The organism is Paraburkholderia atlantica (assembly GCF_000092885.1).
GTDB lineage: Bacteria > Pseudomonadota > Gammaproteobacteria > Burkholderiales > Burkholderiaceae > Paraburkholderia > Paraburkholderia atlantica.
The window spans coordinates 1991866-2010251 of sequence record NC_014117.1 but is presented as its reverse complement, the minus strand read 5'-3'; the positions used below and the strand labels follow the sequence as shown (position 1 = coordinate 2010251).

The following is an 18386-nucleotide window of genomic DNA, read 5'->3' as shown; positions in this document are numbered from 1 at the left end:
AAGCTGTATCGGATGCGACGTGCCGACATTGGCGAGTCGCCAGCCTGGGACTTGAGCCCGTAGGGGGCTAGGCAGAAGGGGACAGGTTCTAAACTGGATTGGAGCAAACGCTATGGTACGCTGCGCCGCGAGGACCGCTGGAAAAACGGGCAAAGCAGAGAAGCGCAGGCCGCATTATAGCGACCTTTGCTGCACTGCGCCACCATTCAGGCAATTCCGACAGAAAAAAGTGCCGGAATGCAGTAGGGAAGTGAGGACGGCGGCCCGAAACTTCGCCCCCGAAATCGCCATGAGGCCGTCACAGCGTTGCCAGACGGCCAATTCCGCAGATGAGTGACGCTCCGAAAACTCAGGCCGCGGCGCCGTTCTTCAGCGATTCCACGAGCTCGACGTATTGCTGCTTCGCAGCGTCCTGAGCGGTGCCCTTGAGCGCCGCCCAAGCTTCGTACTTGTATTTGCCGACGATGTCGGTGAAGCCCGGCTTGTCGCCGTGCACGTCGCCCTCGCTCGCCTGCTTGAAGAGTGCGTAGAGGCGCAGCAGCGTCAGATTGCCCGGACGCTCGGGCAACTGCTTGACGTCTTGCTGGGCTTGTTCGAACTGGGAATTGATATCGGTCATGATGGTGTGGCCGCGCGCGGCGGGAGAGATGAGATCGGCCGAAAATCATAACAATTGCCTGACACAACGGGGCCGAGGGCTTATTCCAAACTGGGCGGTCGCGAAACGGGACAGCAAGGCCGCGCAAACCACATTCACGCGCACCGCGCCGATTACAATACGGTCCATGACTCAAACAGTGCTCCTTGCCCTCGATACCTCGACCGAATTCTGTTCGGCGGCGCTCGTGTCCGCGTCCGTCGATGCCGCCGGTCAGCCCAGCGCCGAACCGTGCGTCTGGGTTCGTCACGAACAAACCGGCGCGGTCTCCAGTACCCGCCTGCTGCCGGCGATCCGCGAGCTGTTCGACGAAGCCGGCCTCACGCTGGCGGACTGCGACGCGATCGCGTTCGGCTCGGGTCCGGGTTCGTTCACCGGACTGCGTACGGCGACCGGTGTCGCCCAAGGCCTCGCGTTCGGCCTGAACCTGCCGGTCGTACCGATCGGCACGCTGCTCGCGTGCGCGGAGAGCGCCCGCCTGCGCGATCCGTCGACGACGCGCGTGCTCGCCGCGCTCGACGCGCGCATGGACGAAATCTACTGGGCGGACTACGCGTGGGACGACGCGCAACACGAATGGCGCACTGTGCAGACCGCGTCGCTCGATGCACCCGAGCGGCTCGTGCTGCCCGACGTGCCATTCACGCTCGCCGGCAACGCGGCGGCCGTGTTCGGCGAGCGATTGCCGGCGGTCGCCGCCGCGCGGAGCGTCGATGGCGAAGCGTTGCCGCATGCGTTGCCGCTCGCGTACGCGGCGCTGCGCGCGTTTCATGCGGGTCGCACGGTTCCCGCCGATCAGGCCGCGCCCGAGTACGTGCGTGACAAGGTCGCGCAGACGACCGCCGAGCGCATGGCCGACAAAGCGGCCAAATCAGCCAAGGCGGCGCATGGCGCGAAGCCGTGCGCCCAGCGTGCGCCCGACGGCGCGTCCGGCCAGCCGACTCGCGACGAGGCGCGCCCATGAGCGGCGTGCTGCTCACGGACCGCTATATGTCGCCGATGACCGAAAGCGACCTGGACGAAGTCGCCGCGATCGAGAAGCTCGCGTATGAGTTTCCGTGGAGCCGCGGCAACTTCGGCGACTCGCTGCGCAACGGCTATTTCGGCGTTTGTCTGCGTCACGTGACGGGCACTTTGATCGGCTATTGCGTGCTGATGCCGGTCGTCGATGAAATGCATCTGCTGAATCTGTGCGTCGCGCCGCAAGCGCAAGGCGCCGGCGCGGGCCTCGCGCTGCTGCGCGAGGCTGTGCGCATCACGCACGCGGAGAAGCTCGAGGGGCTGCTGCTCGAAGTGCGGCCGTCGAATCATCGGGCGATCCGGTTGTACGAGCGCTTCGGCTTCGCGTCGATCGGCCGGCGCAAAAATTATTATCCGGCGCGGCATCGCGGCCGGGAGGACGCGATCGTGATGCGTCTGTCGTTTGCCACGGAGGGCGAAGATGGCGCTGCATGAATCGGTGCTTGAAGAATTCGGACTCGCGCCGTTGTGGGTGCGTCGCGGACTCGCGGCGCGGCAGGCGGAGGCCGGGCAGGGCGATGCATCGCAGTCGCTGCGGGCGGACGCGGACGCAGACGCAGACGACGAGCGTCGCGTCGAGGCTGCGCCTCAGGCCGCGCGCGAACCTCAGCGCGTATCCGCCGACGTGCAACCGCCGCAAGCGCCGCATGAATCCGCACCGCGCTTCGACGAAACCGCCGCGCGCCGCGAGACATCACAACCGCAACCGGACTTTTCGGCCCCGCCGGCTTTCGACGCCCCACTCGACGACGACTTCGCGTGGTTCGACGACCCAACCGCATCGACCCCCGCACCTGCCGAAGCGCGCCGCGCCGCGCCCGCACTGCCGGCTGTCCACACGCTCGACTGGGACGCGCTCGCCGAGCGCGTCGCCGGATGCGAGGCCTGCCGCCTGTGCGAGAAGCGCACCAACACGGTGTTCGGCGTCGGCGATCGCGAGGCCGACTGGATGTTGATCGGTGAAGCGCCCGGCGAGAACGAGGACCGTCAAGGCGAACCTTTCGTCGGTCAAGCCGGCAAGCTGCTCGACAACATGCTGCATTCGCTCGCGCTCGCGCGCGGCACCAACGTGTATATCGCGAACGTGATCAAGTGCCGGCCGCCCGGCAACCGCAATCCGCAGCCGGACGAGGTCGCGCGTTGCGAACCTTATCTGCAGCGTCAGGTATCGCTCGTGAAGCCGAAGCTGATCGTCGCGCTCGGCCGTTTCGCCGCGCAAAGTCTGCTGAAGACCGACGCGAGCATTTCGTCGCTGCGCGGCCGCGTGCATACGTACGAGGGTGTGCCGGTGATCGTCACTTATCACCCGGCCTATCTGCTGCGTAGCCTGCCCGACAAGGCCAAGGCGTGGACGGACCTGTGCCTCGCGCGTGCCACGTGGCTCGCGAACGCCGGCGCGCCGTCGAACGAATCAAAGTGACGATCCCCGGGGGACCGGCGGCGCGCATGCCCGCCGCGTCTGTCAGCCGCGCGGCGCTTCTCGATACGTTGCTGGGTTTGCGCGACGATGCTTCAGTCGATGCACTGCGCGAACCCGCCGTCCGCGATCTCGCCTGGCTGCTGCTGAGTCCCGATCTGTTGCGCCCCCATCCTCCCGCGGGGGCGCTCGCAGATCCCTTCGATACACCGCAGGAATTGCAGGCCACGCTCGACTGGCTGCACGCGCTCGACGCTACTCCGGAACTTCTGCATCAGGATCTCGCGGCAACGCGTATCACGCGTCTTGGCCGCTACGCCGAACGCCTGCTGGGCTTTTTCCTGTGTCATGGGCCGGCGACGCAACTGATCGCAGCGGGTGTGCCGCTACGACACGCGGGCCGCACGCTCGGCGAATGCGATTTCCTCGTGCGCACGCGCGAGGGCGCGCGATTGCATTGGGAACTCGCGGTGAAGTGCTATCTGCAGGCGGGCGATCCGAATGGGGCAGAGGCGGCCCGTCTCGCCGATTATGTCGGCCCTAATTTGAAGGACCGTTTCGATCTGAAGCTCGCGCATCTGCTCGATCATCAGTTGCCGCTCAGTGCACGCGACGAATTTGCGTCGACGGGCTATACAGGCGCGTGGACGCCGCAGATGTTCGTCAAAGGCTGGCTGTTTTACCGGCATGGCGTCACGCCCACCGATCCTGCCGAACTCGATCCCGCGCATGGCCGCGGCTGGTGGGTTACGCGGCGCGATTGGCCGGCTTTCGCGTGCGCGCACACGCACAAGTGGCGGGTGTTGCCGCGACTCGAATGGCTCGCGCCGCAGTATCGAATGCAAGCCGGCGCGGACGACTCGAGCTATGTCGGCGCAAACGCGCTCGCCGCGCAAATCTCACCGCAACACGGCCCGACGATGGTCGCCGGATTCCTCGAAGACGACACGGGACATCTGCTTGAACGCTCGCGCGGCTTTATCGTGCCCGACGACTGGCCCGAGCACGCGCGGCGTTACGCGAAGCAATAACGCCGCTTACCACCACCGATGAAAGTGATGCACCGGCCCCACGCCGTGGCCGACGTCGAGCCGCTCGCTTGCCTGCAACGCACCGGTTAGATAAACCTTCGCATCGGCCACGGCGCTAGCGAGATCGTCGCGCTGCGGAATCAACGCCGCGATCGCCGACGACAACGTGCAACCCGTTCCATGCGTGTTCTTCACCGGCACGCGCGGACCGCCGAGACGCAGCGTGCCGCTTTCCTGCACGAGCCAGTCGGGGCTATCGGTCGCGCTCAGATGGCCGCCCTTCATCAGCACCGCGCGCGCGCCGAGCCCGCGCAACGCTTCGCCCTGCTCGACCATGCCGGCTTCGTCGGTGGCGGGCTGCATGCCGAGCAACGCGGCCGCTTCCGGCAGATTCGGCGTCAGCAGATCGGCGAGCGGCAGAAGCTCGTCGCGTACCACCGCGACCGCATCGGGCAGCAATAGCGCGTGATTGCTCTTCGAGATCATCACCGTGTCGAGCACGATGTGTTTGGGCCGGTGACGGCGCAGCGCGTCGGCGACCGCGCGCGCGATCGGCGCATTCGCGAGCATGCCGATCTTTACCGCGTCGATGCGGATGTCGTCGAACACCGCGTCGAGCTGCGCGGTGATGAAGCCCGGGTCCGGCGCGTGAATTGCGGTGACGCCGCGCGTGTTCTGCGCGGTCAGCGCGGTGATCACGCTCGCGCCATAGGCGCCGAGCGCGGAGAAGGCCTTCAGATCGGCCTGGATGCCGGCGCCGCCGCCGGAATCGGAACCGGCGATCGTCAGCACATTGGGAATCGATTGAGTCATGGTCGAGCGAGGAAGAAGAAGGGCGCGCTCGTGCGTGTCGCGGCCGGCCCGGCGCAGTTGATCAGTGCTTGGCTTCGCCGATCAGCGCGACCGAATCGAACGCGCGCTGGTTCGCCTGATGGCGCCGCATCACGAGCCACATCATCACGCACACGAAGGTGCCGAATAGCACGATCACGACGGTAACCGGCACGTCGAGCCAAACGAGCACCGCGTACAGGCACAGCATCACGAGCACGGACAGGTTCTCGTTGAAGTTCTGCACGGCGATCGAATGGCCCGCCGATAGCAGCACGTGCCCGCGATGCTGCAGCAGCGCATTCATCGGCACGACGAAAAAGCCCGACAGGCCGCCCACGAACATCAGGAAGATATACGCGAAGATCAGATAGCCCGACACGTGCATGCGGCCAAAATAAATGCCCCAGTGCGGGGGGAACAGATCACGCGTGTAGAACGCCATCAGCATCACGGAGATACCCATAATGATGCCGACCGGCAAGACCGACAGCGACTTCTTCAACGGCACACGCGAGGCTGCAAAAATCGCGCCGCCCGCGACGCCGACCGCGACGACCGCCTGCAGGATCGCCGCCTCGGACAGCGACATGCCCAGCGACACCTCGGCCCATTTCAGCACGATGAATTGCAGCGTCGCACCCGCACCCCAGAACAGCGTGGTCACAGCGAGAGAAATTTGTCCGAGCTTGTCACGCCACAATACGAGAAAGCAGTCGGCGAAATCGGTGATCAGGCGGATCGGCCCGTGTTCCTGGCGCGGATAGCGCGCGCCGGTGTCGGGAATGCGCAGATTGAACAGCGCGGCGACCACGTAGATGCCCATGATCACGAGCATCGCGGCTTCCGCTGGTGTGTTCACGGTGGGAACGTGCCATTTGAGGATCGGCGCGGCGATATGCGGACTGATCAGCGCGCCGCCGAGCACCGTGCCGAGAATGATCGAGCCGACCGTGGTGCCTTCGATCCAGCCGTTCGCGGCGACGAGCCGGTCAGGCGGCAACAGTTCGGTGAGAATGCCGTATTTGGCGGGCGAGTAGGCCGCCGCGCCGAAGCCGACGATGCCGTACGCAATCAGCGGATGCGCGCCGACCAGCATAGTGATGCAGCCGACCACCTTGATCGTATTGGTGATGAACATCACGCGTCCTTTCGGACGGGAGTCGGCGAATGCGCCGACGAAGGCGGCAAGAACGACGTACGACAGCACAAAAAACAGCTTGAGCAGCGGCGTCATCCAGTTCGGAGCGTGAAGATCTTTCAGCAGTGCGATAGCAGCGATCAGAAGCGCATTGTCGGCCAGCGACGAAAAAAACTGCGCGGCCATGATGGTGTAAAAGCCTTTTTTCATCTGATGCGATGCTGTCCTCGCTGCGGTCTGTCCGCCCCGGCCGTTTGTTATGCGTCCGGGCTTATGCCGATCGAAATGGGTTGTGCGCACGGCTTTATATCATGAAAATAGATGGATTCAGACTAGCAGAATCCTTGATCGCACCGCCCAGCGGGCCGCAGAGCGCTGAAAACGCCTTGTAAGCCGCTGATTCGCAAGTGTCTTTTCGAAAAAATCCCATGCCGCGCCCCCTTTCCGCCACGATTCATACCGCTGCTCTCGCCAATAACCTCGCTGTCGCGCGGCGCCATGCGCCGAAATCGAAAATCTGGGCCGTCGTCAAGGCTAATGCCTACGGGCATGGCCTCGCGCGCGTGTTTCCCGGTTTGCGCGCAACGGACGGCTTTGGGTTGCTGGACCTCGAAGAAGCGGTGAAGTTGCGTGAATTGGGCTGGGCGGGCCCAATTCTTCTGCTGGAAGGGTTTTTTCGGCCGACCGATATCGACGTAATCGACCGCTACAGCTTGACCACGGCGCTGCATTCGGACGAGCAGCTGCGCATGCTCGAAATGGCGCGTCTGTCGAAACCGGTCAATATTCAGCTGAAGATGAACACCGGCATGAACCGGCTCGGCTACACGGTCGAAAAATTCCGTGCCGCATGGGAGCGCGCGCGCGCCTGCCAGGGCGTCGGCCAGATCACGCTGATGACGCATTTTTCCGATGCCGATGCCGAGCGCGGCATCGCGCATCAGATGGAGGCGTTCGAGCGCGGCGCGCAGGGCATCGCCGGTGCGCGCAGTCTGTCGAATTCGGCCGCGACGCTGTGGCATCCGGAAGCGCATTTCGACTGGGTGCGTCCCGGCATCATCCTGTACGGCGCGTCGCCGTCCGGCGTGACGGCCGCGATCGACGGCACCGGCCTGCAGCCCGCGATGACGCTCGCGTCGGAACTGATCGCCGTGCAGACGCTCGGCGAAGGCAGTTCGGTCGGCTATGGGTCGACGTTCACCGCGCGCGCGCCGATGCGCATCGGCGTGGTCGCGTGCGGCTACGCGGACGGCTATCCGCGCGTCGCGCCCGAAGGCACGCCGGTGATCGTCGATGGCGTGCGCACGCGGATCGTTGGACGTGTGTCGATGGACATGCTGACCGTCGACCTGACCCCCGTGCCGACCGCCAACGTCGGCTCGCGCGTGGAACTGTGGGGCACCGCGCTGCCCATCGACAACGTCGCGCAGGCCTGCGGCACGATCGGCTACGAGCTGATGTGCGCGGTCGCGCCGCGTGTGCCGGTTCGGGCGGAGTAACGCGTGGCGAAAGCGAAGACGTTGTACATCTGCGGGGAATGCGGCGGACAGTCGCCGAAGTGGTCCGGTCAATGCCCGTCCTGCCAGGCGTGGAACACGCTTGTCGAATCGGTCGCCGAGGCGCCGTCCGGTCACCGTTTCCAGTCGCTCGCGAAGAGCACCCCGGTGCGGCGCCTCGCCGACATCGATGCATCGGACGTGCCGCGCTTTTCCACCGGCGTCAGCGAATTCGACCGCGTGCTCGGTGGCGGCCTCGTGCCGGGCGGCGTGGTGCTGATCGGCGGCGATCCGGGCATCGGTAAATCGACATTGCTGCTGCAGTCGCTCGCGGAGATTGCCGCGGACAAGCGCGCGCTCTATATCAGCGGCGAAGAATCGGGCGCGCAGATCGCGTTGCGCGCGCAACGGCTCGCGCTGCTCGAACCCGGCTCGAAGGCGAGCGAACTGCAATTGCTCGCGGAAATCCAGCTCGAAAAAATTCAGGCGACGATCACCGAGCAACGGCCCGAAGTCGCCGTGATCGATTCGATCCAGACCGTCTATTCGGATGCTTTGACATCGGCACCGGGCTCGGTCGCGCAAGTGCGCGAGTGCGCCGCGCAACTGACCCGCATCGCCAAGCAGTCGGGCACGACGATCATCATGGTCGGGCACGTGACGAAAGAGGGCGCGCTCGCCGGGCCGCGCGTGCTCGAACATATCGTCGATACGGTGCTGTATTTCGAGGGGGACACCCACTCGTCGTACCGTCTCGTGCGGGCGATCAAGAACCGCTTCGGCGCGGTCAACGAGCTCGGCGTGTTCGCGATGACCGAGCGTGGTTTGCGCGGCGTCGCGAATCCGTCGGCATTGTTTTTGTCGCAGCACGAGCAGTCGGTGCCGGGTTCGTGCGTGCTCGTCACGCAGGAGGGCACGCGGCCGTTGCTCGTCGAAGTGCAGGCGCTCGTCGATTCGGCCAACGCGCCGAATCCGCGCCGCCTCGCGGTCGGCCTCGAACAGAACCGGCTCGCGATGCTGCTCGCGGTGCTGCATCGGCATGCGGGCATCGCCTGTTTCGATCAGGACGTGTTCCTGAACGCGGTGGGCGGCGTGAAGATCTCCGAGCCCGCCGCCGATCTCTCGGTATTGCTCGCCATTCATTCGTCGATGCGCAACAAGCCGCTGCCGAAGGGGCTTGTCGTGTTCGGCGAAGTGGGTCTCGCCGGCGAGATCCGGCCGTCGCCGCGCGGTCAGGAACGACTGAAGGAAGCGGCCAAGCTCGGCTTCTCGGTGGCGGTGATTCCGAAGGCCAATGCGCCGAAACAGCCGATCGAAGGCTTACAGGTCGTTGCCGTCGAACGGATCGAACAGGCCATCGACCGCGTCCGTACGCTCGAATAGACGGGGGCCGGGACGGCTCGCGGGTACCTTGTTCGCTCGCGGTCCGGTAATGCCCTGTAAATATCGCCATATTGGCTGTAACCTGGCCGCCATACCTTTTTCCTAAGCTGTAACGATATGCATCCCTTCTGATGCTCGAAAAAGGATCGCGCTTTGAAACAGTCAGATGAAACCGCTGCCGGCCAGCACATCCAGGTGCGCGGCTGCCGGGTCTCCGCACCGATTCATCAGCCTTGGGGCGGCGCTTGCCGGATCGTCGAGTGGATCGACACCGCGGGGCAGATCTCGCGGCGCGTGGTCGCCGAAGACGTGACAGCCGCCGAAGTGCGCGCCACGATCAGCCGCCATGTGGAAGGTCGCAAGCACTTGCTGTACGACGACGAGAAGTCGCCGCGTCAAACGCTGCCGAGGCAGACGGCGACGCGGCGTTGACGGCGGCGGGCTAGGCCCCGTCGTCGTCTGAATTGGCGGCGCTCGCGGCCACCGCCGCATACGCGTGCGGATTGAACAGCGGATGCTGCGCCGCTTCAGCGGGCGTGAGCACCGGCGACACGCAGCAATCGAGCGATTCTAACGATTCCACCCATTCGCCGAGCGTGCGCGTCGCAATCAATTTGGCGACTTCCTGAATGAGCGCGAGCGCATCGGGACCGCCGATCGCCTGCCCCAGGCTCCAGTGACGCGTCGCCCATTCGGGCTGATCGAGCGCCATGCACAGCGTTTCCCAGAACTTCAATTCGAGCGCGCCGACCGCGAGCCAGCGCTCATCGCTCGTGCGGTACAGGTTGTAGCAGGGCACGCCGCCGTTCAACAGACCATTGCCCGCGGCAGGCGCCGCCCCTTCGTTGAGCAGCGAGACTTGCGCGACGAAGTTGTGCGCATAGCTCGTGTGCGTCATCGACACATCGACGAAGCGTCCAGCGCCGCCACGCGCGACATGCCAGAGCGCGGCGAGAATCTGCGTGACCGCGCTCAAGGCGCCGCCGAGCAGATCGGCGATCTGGAAGTTCGGCAGGATCGGCGCACCGTCGCGGCTCGCCAGTTGATCGAGCACACCCGCATAGCCGATGTAGTTCAGATCGTGGCCGGCGTGGTCAGCGAACGGACCGCTTGCGCCATATCCGCTGATCGCGCAATAGACGAGGCGCGGATTAGCGGCGCTGAGCGTCGCATAACCCAGGCCGAGCCGCTCCATCACGCCGGGCCGGAAGCTCTCGATCAGCACGTCGGCTTCTGCCGCGAGCGCGCGCAGCACGTTGCGTCCTGCTTCGGACTTGAGGTCGAGGCGCGTCTCGCGCTTGCCGCGATTGACCATCCGGTAGAACGCACCGGGCCGGCCGGCGACACGATCGCTCGACGACTGCATCATCGTGCGTGTCGGGTCGCCCGTGCCGGGCGCTTCGATCTTCAACACATCGGCGCCGAGCTCGGCGAGGCGCAGCGCGGCCACCGGACCCGGCAAGAGGCGCGTGAGATCGAGCACGCGCAGTCCTTGCAACGGTGGCGGCACTTCGGTTGCCGTTGCAGCCGCGGGTCCAGACACCGATGACGCGGACGACGAGTTCGCAAATGACAAAGCCAAGCTCCCGTGGATGCCGGCGCGGCCCGGCCGTTGCGTGCCGCTAGCCGATCTGTTCGAGTTCCTCGTGCGTCTCGAGCCATTCGGCTTCGAGCGTGTCGAGGCGCGCGTTCACGTCTGCCTGACGGCGGATCGCCTCCGTCAGTTTGCTCTTCTGCTCCGGCTCGTAACTCGCGGGATCGGCGACGAACGTATCGAGCGTCGTCTTCTCCGCGTTGAGCGCGTCCATTTCCTTTTCGATCTTCGCGATGCGGCTTTGCAGCGGCTTCTTCAGATGCGCGAGCTTCTGCCGCGTTTCCGCTTCGAGGCGGCGCTGCTCCTTGCGATTGACGTTGCTGTCGCCATTTGCCGCGCCGTTGGACGCTGCGTCTGACGCGCCGGACGCATTCGCCTTCAGCGCGGCGCGCTGCTCGGCCGCATGCTGCAGCAGCCAGTCGCGATAGTCGTCGAGATCGCCGTCGAACTCCTGCAGACGATGCTTCGCGACCAGCATGAACTGATCGGTCGTCGCACGCAGCAGATGCCGGTCGTGCGACACCAGAATCAGCGTGCCTTCGAATTGCGCGAGCGCCATCGTCAGCGCGTGGCGCGTTTCGAGGTCCAGGTGGTTGGTCGGTTCGTCGAGCAGCAGCAGGTTCGGCTTCTGCCAGATGATCAGCGCGAGCGCGAGGCGCGCTTTCTCGCCTCCCGAGAACGGCGCGATCTTCGCGGTCGCCATGTCGCCGGAAAAGTTGAAGCTGCCGAGGAAGTCGCGCAGTTCCTGCTCGCGCGTGTCGGGCGCAAGGCGCGCGAGGTGTTGTAAAGGCGTGTCGTCCGGGCGCAGCGTTTCGAGCTGATGCTGCGCGAAGTAGCCGATGCGCAGACCCTTGCCCTCGCGCACGTGGCCGCTCAACGGTTCGAGCGTGCCTGCGAGCGTCTTGATCAGCGTCGACTTGCCCTGGCCGTTCGCGCCGAGCAGGCCGATGCGCTGACCGTTCTGGATCGACAGCATCACGCGCTCGACGATCGGAATCTCGCTGCCGTCTTCGGCGTGATAGCCGCAGCGCACGTCTTCCATCACCATCATCGGATTCGGCGCGGAGTCGGGCGTACGAAACTCGAACGTGAACGGCGACGCGACGTGCGCGGGTGCGATCAGTTCCATCTTCTCGAGCGCCTTCACCCGGCTTTGCGCCTGACGCGCCTTGGTGGCCTGCGCCTTGAAGCGGTTGATGTAGCTCTGCAGATGCGCGACCGTGCGCTGCTGCTTTTCGTACGCGCTCTGCTGCAGCGCGATCTGCTGCGCGCGCAGCACTTCGAACTGCGAGTAGTTGCCGCCGTAGCGCTTGATCTGCTGGTTCTCGAGATGCAGCGTGACATTGCAGACGGAATCGAGAAACTCGCGGTCGTGCGAGATCACGATCAGCGTGCCCGCATAGCGATTGAGCCAGTCTTCGAGCCAGACGATCGCATCGAGGTCGAGGTGGTTGGTCGGTTCGTCGAGCAGCAGCAGGTCGGAGCGGCACATCAGCGCCTGCGCGAGATTCAGCCGCATGCGCCAGCCACCCGAGAAGCTGCTGACCGGCTCGCGGGTCTGGTCGAGCGTGAAGCCGAGGCCGAGCAGCAACGCTTCGGCGCGCGCCGGCGCGGTGTAGCCGTCGGCGTCGGCGAAGGCGGCGTGCGCTTCGGCTTCGGCCGCGCCGTCGTGCGCCGCGGAGGCGGCCGCGATGCGCGCTTCGATGTCGCGCAGCGCGGCGTCGCCGTCGAGCGTGTAGGCGAGGGCGGTTTTGTCGACGGCGGGCGTTTCCTGCGCGACGTGGGCGATGCGCCAGGTCGGCGGAATCGAGAAATCGCCGCCGTCCGCATGCAGCTCGCCGAGCAGCACGGCGAACAGCGTCGACTTGCCCGCGCCATTCGCCCCGACGAGGCCGGCTTTTTCACCGGGGTTCAACGTGAACGTGGTGTTGTCGAAAAGCGGCTTGGTGCCGCGCGCGAGGCTGAACTGATTGAAGCGGATCACGACGTGGCCGGCTGAAGAAAACCGCTATTTTAGACTGCCCGGCGGCTTGCCGGGCGCGCGGCGCCGATTGCCCGCTGTCACATTGAGCGCAGCCGCCATCGGCCATTCGGCCGACTGTATCGGCAGCGCTTTTGGCATAGACTGACGGCTTTCACGGGAGGGGACATGACATCGATCTATTCGTTTTCGGCACGCACGCTCGGCGGCGAGGAAGCGAGTCTCGCGAAGTACCAAGGCAAGGTGATGCTGATCGTCAATACCGCGAGCGAATGCGGGTTCACGCCGCAGTACGCGGGCTTGCAGAAGCTGTACGATGCGTATGCGGCGCGCGGGCTCGCGGTGCTGGGTTTTCCGTGCAACCAGTTCGGCAAGCAGGAGCCGGGCGACGCCGCGCAGATCGGCAGCTTTTGTGAGAAGAACTACGGCGTCACGTTCCCGATGTTCGACAAGATCGACGTGAACGGCCCGAACGCGCACCCGCTGTTCCGCTATCTGACGATCGAGGCGCCGGGGCTGCTCGGTCTCGAAGCGATCAAGTGGAATTTCACGAAGTTTCTGATCGGCCGCGACGGCAACGTGGTCAAGCGCTACGCGCCGCTGACCAAGCCCGAGGCGATCACCGAGGATATCGAAGCGCTGCTGTAAGGGGGAGCGCGCCTCTACAGGATCGGCGAAAAGAGCCGTGCGACGTGCATCAGCATGCGTCGCAGCGCGTTCGCCTTGCGGTACTCGTCGCGGTCGATTTCGCGCGACTCGGCGAAGTCGTCGAGCAGCATCGTTTCGACTTCGAGCGCGAAACCGCGGTCGACGGTCAGCACCATGATCTCGAAGTTCAGACGGAACGAGCGGTTGTCGAGATTGGCGCTGCCGATCGCGGCCGCGCTGCTGTCGATCAGCACGACCTTCTGGTGCAGGAAACCCGGCTGATAGCGGAAGATGCGAATGCCCGCGCGCAGCGAGTCGTATGCATATAGCTTCGAAGCCTCGAACACCACCCGGTGATCGCGCCGGCTCGGAATCAGGATGCGTACATCGACGCCGCGCAGCGCCGCGAGCCGCAACGCGGCGAACACCGCCTCGTCGGGCACGAGGTAGGGCGTCGTGATCCAGATGCGTTCGCGCGCCGCGTTGATCGCTTCGACGAAAAACAGCGAGCAGGTCTCCTGTTTGTCGGCCGGGCCGCTCGGCAGCACGATGCAGTGCATGTTGTTCCCGGCGGGTTCGACGGCGCCGTGGGCGGCGCGCTGCTCGACGGATGGGACGGCTGTTTCGGTGGACGGCACGTCTAACTCGGGCAACTGCTGCGTGGCCCAGTACCAGTCCTCGATGAAGACGAACTGGATGCTGGCGACCGCCGGGCCGCGCACCTCGATGTGCGTATCGCGCCACGGCGACAGCGGCGGCTTCGCGCCCAGATATTCGACGCCGACGTTATGACCGCCAATAAACGCGCGCTCGCCGTCGACCGCCACGATCTTGCGGTGATTGCGGAAATTCAGTTGCAGACGGTTGACGAAGCGGCGGTTCGTCGCGAACGGCTGCATCTCGATGCCGGCCGCGCGCAGTGCCGCGACGTAGCGGTGCGGCAGATCGAAGCTGCCGATGCTGTCGTACAGGAAGTACACGCGCACGCCCTGTTGCGCTTTCGCGATCAGCGCGTCTTTCAGCATGTCGCCGAGCGCGTCGTCGCGCACAATGAAGAATTGCACGATCACATAGTGGCGCGCGTTCTGGATCGCGTCGAAGATGGCCTCGAAAGTCGCCGTGCCGTTGATCAGCGTGCGCACGGTATTGCCGGGTAGGAACGGCATGCCACCGAGGCGCGTCAGCGACTGCACGAGCCGCGAGCCGAGCTGCTGCGTCGGCAGCCCCGCCGACGATGCGTGCGTGTCCCACACCTGCGGATGCGCGCGCGTGCGCAGCAGCTCGTTCTCGACGCGGCGCGCGTCCGCGTAGCCGGCGAACTTGCTGCGGCCAAGGAACAGATAGGGCACGAGCGTCAGATACGGCATCGCGACCAGCGACACGGCCCACGCGATCGCCCCTTGCGAGGTGCGGGTATGGAGAATCGCGTGAGCGGCCGCGATGATGCCGAGAATGTGGGCAAGGAGAACCAGCGGGCCGACGTGAAGCAGGTCGAATGTCATAAGCTCGCGAACAGTTGGCGAAGCGCCGTGGTTCAGGAAACGGAGGCGGGCACAAGCTCGCTTCGTGGTCTGCGGCGAACGCGTCGGGCAACGAATTCAGACTGCGGCTGCGGCGCCTGGGAAAGCGCCAAAAAACGGCCTAAAAACACGCGCTAAAAAATAGCGCAAAAACGCGCACGAATAAACCGTGCGTGGTACGACGAGCGGCGCGCGTGTCACTTGCGAAATCCGCTGCAAGCGGCGGCGAGCCGGCGCCGCGCACGCCGCGCGCTCAAACGGCCAGCATGTCGAACTCAGACATCAGACCGGCAAGTCGCTGGCCTGGATTAGGAATACGTTGTCGTCGCCGGCGCTGGTCGACAGCCACACGAGGTCGAGACCGCCGAACGCCGCCTCGACGTGCTCGCGTTCGTTGCCGATCTCGATGACGAGCACGCCGTCTTCGGTCAGCCAGTTGCGCGCGTCGGCGATGATCCGACGCACGATGTCCATGCCGTCGGCGCCACCCGCGAGCGCCATCTCCGGCTCGTGCTTGTATTCGGCCGGCAGCTCCTGCATCGACTTCGCGTTCACGTACGGCGGATTGCTGATGATCACGTCATAGCGGCGCTCGGCGAGCGGCGCGTACAGATCGCCTTCGAACAGCGCGATGCGGTCGTCGAGGTGGTAGTCCAGCACGTTGCGCGTCGCGACTTCGAGCGCGGGCGCGGACAGATCGACCGCGTCGACGTCGGCGTTCGGGAACGCGTGGGCGGCGAGGATCGCGAGGCAGCCGGAGCCGGTGCACAGTTCGAGCACCGCGGCGACCTGCTCGGGATCTTCGACGTACGGCTGCAGGCCGTCCTGCAGCAGCTCGCCGATGAACGAGCGCGGCACGATCACGCGCTCGTCGACGTAAAAGCGATAGCCGTGCATCCACGCTTCCTGCGTGATGTATGCGGCCGGCACGCGTTCGGCGGCGCGTCGCTCGATCACTTTCAGCACCGCCTCGATTTCGGCCGTGGTCAGGCGCGCGTCGAGAAACGGCTCGAGCAGGTCGAGCGGCAGATGCAGCGTGTGCAGGATCAGATAGGCTGCTTCGTCGTAGGCATTGGCCGAGCCGTGGCCGAACGACAGTTTGGCCTCGCTGAAACGCGACACTGCATAACGCAGCAGGTCGCGGACGGTGCAAAAAGGAAGCGTCATCGCAGAGTTCCTGGTTATGCGATCAGTTGTTCGAGCACGCGGCGATACACGTTCTTCAGCGGCTCGATATGGGCGACTTCGATATGTTCGTCGATCTTGTGGATGCTTGCGTTCAGCGGACCGAACTCGATCACCTGCTTGCAGATGCGCGCGATGAAGCGGCCGTCCGACGTGCCCCCGGTGGTCGATAGCTCGGTGTCCACGCCGGTCTCGTCCTTGATCGCCTTTGCGAGCGCGCTCGACAGTTCGCCGCGCGGGGTGAGAAACGGCAGGCCGCTTATTGTCCAGTGCAGTTCGTATTCGAGGCCGTGTTTGTCGAGAATCGCGTGCACGCGCTTTTGCAGTCCTTCGACGGTGCTCGCGGTCGAGAAGCGGAAGTTGAACATCACGTCCGCATGGCCGGGGATCACGTTGGTCGCACCGGCGCCGCTGTGGAGGTTCGACACCTGCCAGGTGGTCGGCGGGAAATATTCGTTGCCTTCGTCCCAGCGTTCGGCGACGAGCTCGGCAAGCGCGGGCGCGAGCAGGTGCACCGGATTCTTGGCCAGATGCGGATAAGCGATATGACCTTGCACGCCCTTGACGGTCAGCTTGCCCGACATCGAACCGCGCCGGCCGTTCTTGACCATGTCGCCGAACCGCTCGCTCGACGTCGGTTCGCCGACGATGCAGTAGTCCATGCGCTCGCCGCGCTGTTGCAACGCGTCGACGACTTTGACGGTGCCGTCGGTGGCGGGGCCTTCCTCATCGCTCGTGATCAGGAACGCGATCGAGCCGCGGTGCTGAGGGTTGGCCGCGACGAACTCCTCGCTCGCGACGACGAAGCCGGCGATCGATGCCTTCATGTCCGCCGCGCCGCGGCCGTACAGCTTGCCGTCGCGCTGGGTCGGCTCGAACGGCGCCGACTGCCATTGTTCGAGCGGGCCGGTTGGCACCACGTCGGTGTGGCCGGCGAACGCGAGCAGCTTGCCCTCGGTGCCGTCGGCGCCGCGCTTGACGGCCCACAGGTTGGTCACGCCGTTGGATTCGATCGTCTCGTGCTCGAAGCCGAGCGCGGCCAGGCGCTCGATCAGCAGACGCTGGCAATGCTGGTCGTCGGGCGTCACGGACGCGCGCGCGATCAGTTGTTCGGTAAGGGCTAGGGTGCCGGACATGGATTCAGTACAAGCCACTTTGAAATGAAAAAATGCCGGCTCGCGGTGAGGCACCGCAGCCGGCAACAGCCTTTGGACAACGCGGCGCGAGGCCGCGCGTCTTGCTACCTCGTGCCTGAGCCTGGCGTTTCAGCGTTCGGACCAGGCAAGCTCAGGCAAACAGCGCCGCGTACTCGTCGACGGAAAACCCGAGCGACTTCACGCGTCCGTTTACGACCAGCACCGGCCGCTTGATCACCGACGGCTTGTGGATCATCAGCGCGATCGCGCCCGGCTGCGTTTCCGCGGCCGCCTTCATGTCGTCGGACAGCGCGCGCCACGTCGTGCCGCGCCGGTTCAGCAGCGCGTCGAGCTTGACGTCCTTCAACCAGTCCTGCACCAGCGGCTCGGTCACGCCGGCCTTCTTGAAGTCGTGAAACTCGAACTCGACGCCGTGCTCTTCGAGCCACACACGGGCCTTCTTCACGGTGTCGCAGTTCGGAATGCCGTAGACGACGGTTTTGGTGCCGCGCGCCATCAGTCGCCTCGCAGCAACTCGTTCAGGCCGACCTTCGCGCGCGTCTTGGCGTCGACCTTCTTGACGATGACCGCGCAGTACAGGCTATGCGTGCCGTCCTTCGACGGCAGGTTGCCCGCCACCACGACCGAGCCCGCCGGAATGCGGCCGTACGTGACTTCGCCGGTTTCGCGGTCGTAAATCTTGGTGCTCTGGCCGAGGTACACGCCCATCGAAATCACCGAGTTTTCCTCGACGATCACGCCTTCGACGACTTCCGAGCGCGCGCCGATGAAGCAGTTGTCTTCGATGATGACCGGGTTTGCCTGCAGCGGCTCCAGCACGCCGCCGATACCGACGCCGCCCGACAGGTGCACGTTCTTACCGATCTGCGCGCACGAGCCGACGGTGGCCCACGTGTCGACCATCGTGCCTTCGTCGACGTATGCGCCGATGTTGGTGTACGACGGCATCAGCACGACGTTCTTCGCGATGAACGAGCCGCGGCGCGCGATCGCGGGCGGCACCACGCGGAAGCCGCCGGCCGCGAAGTCTTCAGCGGTGTAGTTCGCGAACTTCGACGGCACCTTGTCGTAGAACTGGCTGTAGCCGCCGGCCGGCATCGGCGCGTTGTCTTCCAGACGGAACGACAGCAGCACGGCCTTCTTCAGCCACTGGTTGACGACCCAGTCGCCGTCCTTTTTTTCGGCGACGCGCAGCGCGCCCTTATCGAGTTGCTCGATCGCGTGGGCGACGGCTTCGCGCACTTCGGCCGGCGCGGCTTTCGGCGACAGCTCGGCGCGGTTGTCCCAGGCGGTATCGATGATGCTCTGAAGTTGTTGCGACATA

18 protein-coding genes are annotated in these 18386 nt (G+C 65.1%); 8 read left to right on the top strand and 10 right to left on the bottom strand.

Annotated features, from left to right (window positions below; translation table 11 throughout):
- Positions 1–349: 349 nt before the first annotated feature.
- Entirely contained in the window at positions 350–619 is a 270-nt protein-coding gene (locus BC1002_RS08935) for an acyl-CoA-binding protein (RefSeq protein ID WP_013089730.1), read from the bottom strand.
- A 166-nt stretch (positions 620–785) separates the two neighbouring features.
- On the opposite strand from BC1002_RS08935, the gene tsaB reads away from it, so the two are divergent.
- From tsaB to BC1002_RS08915, 4 genes are read left to right on the top strand one after another with little or no spacing between them, the layout of a single operon-like run.
- Entirely contained in the window at positions 786–1622 is an 837-nt protein-coding gene (gene tsaB / locus BC1002_RS08930; RefSeq protein ID WP_013089729.1) for a tRNA (adenosine(37)-N6)-threonylcarbamoyltransferase complex dimerization subunit type 1 TsaB, read from the top strand.
- Positions 1619–2113 carry a ribosomal protein S18-alanine N-acetyltransferase gene (rimI, locus tag BC1002_RS08925; protein ID WP_013089728.1) on the top strand — a complete coding sequence of 165 codons (495 nt, stop codon included), beginning with the start codon at positions 1619–1621 and terminating at the stop codon, positions 2111–2113. The genes tsaB and rimI overlap by 4 nt, the downstream gene beginning before the upstream one ends.
- Positions 2100–3098: a uracil-DNA glycosylase gene (locus BC1002_RS08920; RefSeq protein WP_013089727.1), complete on the top strand. Its 999-nt coding sequence runs from the start codon at positions 2100–2102 to the stop codon at positions 3096–3098. Before rimI ends, BC1002_RS08920 begins: the two co-directional genes overlap by 14 nt.
- Positions 3099–3124: 26 nt before the next feature.
- On the top strand, positions 3125–4126 hold the full coding sequence (locus BC1002_RS08915; RefSeq protein ID WP_013089726.1) for a DUF1853 family protein: 1002 nt from the start codon (positions 3125–3127) through the stop codon (positions 4124–4126).
- Positions 4127–4132: 6 nt separating this feature from the next.
- On the opposite strand, the gene thiD is transcribed toward BC1002_RS08915, so the two are convergent.
- Together thiD and lplT are read right to left on the bottom strand one after the other, a co-directional pair.
- Positions 4133–4939 (bottom strand): bifunctional hydroxymethylpyrimidine kinase/phosphomethylpyrimidine kinase, encoded by an 807-nt coding sequence (gene thiD / locus BC1002_RS08910; protein WP_013089725.1) that lies wholly within the window; start codon positions 4937–4939, stop codon positions 4133–4135.
- A 61-nt stretch (positions 4940–5000) separates the two neighbouring features.
- A complete protein-coding gene (lplT, locus tag BC1002_RS08905) occupies positions 5001–6308 on the bottom strand; it encodes a lysophospholipid transporter LplT (RefSeq protein WP_013089724.1) in 1308 nt (435 codons plus the stop codon).
- Between the two features lie 218 nt (positions 6309–6526).
- Between lplT and alr the strand changes: the two genes are divergently transcribed.
- The 3 genes from alr (at position 6527) to BC1002_RS08890 (ending at position 9409) form a co-directional block, all read left to right on the top strand.
- Complete coding sequence (gene alr, locus BC1002_RS08900) at positions 6527–7597, top strand: alanine racemase (RefSeq protein ID WP_013089723.1); 1071 nt, start codon at positions 6527–6529, stop codon at positions 7595–7597.
- Between the two features lie 3 nt (positions 7598–7600).
- The gene (gene radA, locus BC1002_RS08895) at positions 7601–8977 is read left to right on the top strand and encodes a DNA repair protein RadA (protein ID WP_013089722.1); all 1377 of its coding nucleotides are present in this window, start codon (positions 7601–7603) and stop codon (positions 8975–8977) included.
- A 153-nt stretch (positions 8978–9130) separates the two neighbouring features.
- Complete coding sequence (locus BC1002_RS08890; protein ID WP_013089721.1) at positions 9131–9409, top strand: DUF2866 domain-containing protein; 279 nt, start codon at positions 9131–9133, stop codon at positions 9407–9409.
- 10 nt (positions 9410–9419) lie between these two features.
- Here the strand turns inward: BC1002_RS08890 and BC1002_RS08885 are convergent, their stop codons facing one another.
- Both BC1002_RS08885 and BC1002_RS08880 read right to left on the bottom strand, forming a co-directional pair.
- Positions 9420–10475: a CaiB/BaiF CoA transferase family protein gene (locus BC1002_RS08885; protein WP_013089720.1), complete on the bottom strand. Its 1056-nt coding sequence runs from the start codon at positions 10473–10475 to the stop codon at positions 9420–9422.
- A 124-nt stretch (positions 10476–10599) separates the two neighbouring features.
- Positions 10600–12555 (bottom strand): ATP-binding cassette domain-containing protein, encoded by a 1956-nt coding sequence (locus BC1002_RS08880; RefSeq protein WP_013089719.1) that lies wholly within the window; start codon positions 12553–12555, stop codon positions 10600–10602.
- Between the two features lie 165 nt (positions 12556–12720).
- Here BC1002_RS08880 and BC1002_RS08875 point away from each other — a divergent pair, with 165 nt between their 5' ends.
- The gene (locus BC1002_RS08875; protein WP_013089718.1) at positions 12721–13200 is read left to right on the top strand and encodes a glutathione peroxidase; all 480 of its coding nucleotides are present in this window, start codon (positions 12721–12723) and stop codon (positions 13198–13200) included.
- 14 nt (positions 13201–13214) lie between these two features.
- Here the strand turns inward: BC1002_RS08875 and cls are convergent, their stop codons facing one another.
- From cls to dapD, 5 genes are all read right to left on the bottom strand, one after another.
- Entirely contained in the window at positions 13215–14702 is a 1488-nt protein-coding gene (cls, locus tag BC1002_RS08870) for a cardiolipin synthase (protein WP_013089717.1), read from the bottom strand.
- A gap of 300 nt (positions 14703–15002) precedes the next feature.
- On the bottom strand, positions 15003–15887 hold the full coding sequence (gene prmB / locus BC1002_RS08865; protein WP_013089716.1) for a 50S ribosomal protein L3 N(5)-glutamine methyltransferase: 885 nt from the start codon (positions 15885–15887) through the stop codon (positions 15003–15005).
- A 14-nt stretch (positions 15888–15901) separates the two neighbouring features.
- On the bottom strand, positions 15902–17041 hold the full coding sequence (gene dapE / locus BC1002_RS08860; RefSeq protein WP_013089715.1) for a succinyl-diaminopimelate desuccinylase: 1140 nt from the start codon (positions 17039–17041) through the stop codon (positions 15902–15904).
- A 151-nt stretch (positions 17042–17192) separates the two neighbouring features.
- On the bottom strand, positions 17193–17558 hold the full coding sequence (locus tag BC1002_RS08855) for an ArsC family reductase (RefSeq protein ID WP_013089714.1): 366 nt from the start codon (positions 17556–17558) through the stop codon (positions 17193–17195).
- Positions 17558–18385 carry a 2,3,4,5-tetrahydropyridine-2,6-dicarboxylate N-succinyltransferase gene (gene dapD, locus BC1002_RS08850; protein ID WP_008923562.1) on the bottom strand — a complete coding sequence of 276 codons (828 nt, stop codon included), beginning with the start codon at positions 18383–18385 and terminating at the stop codon, positions 17558–17560. Before dapD ends, BC1002_RS08855 begins: the two co-directional genes overlap by 1 nt.
- Position 18386 lies beyond the last annotated feature (1 nt).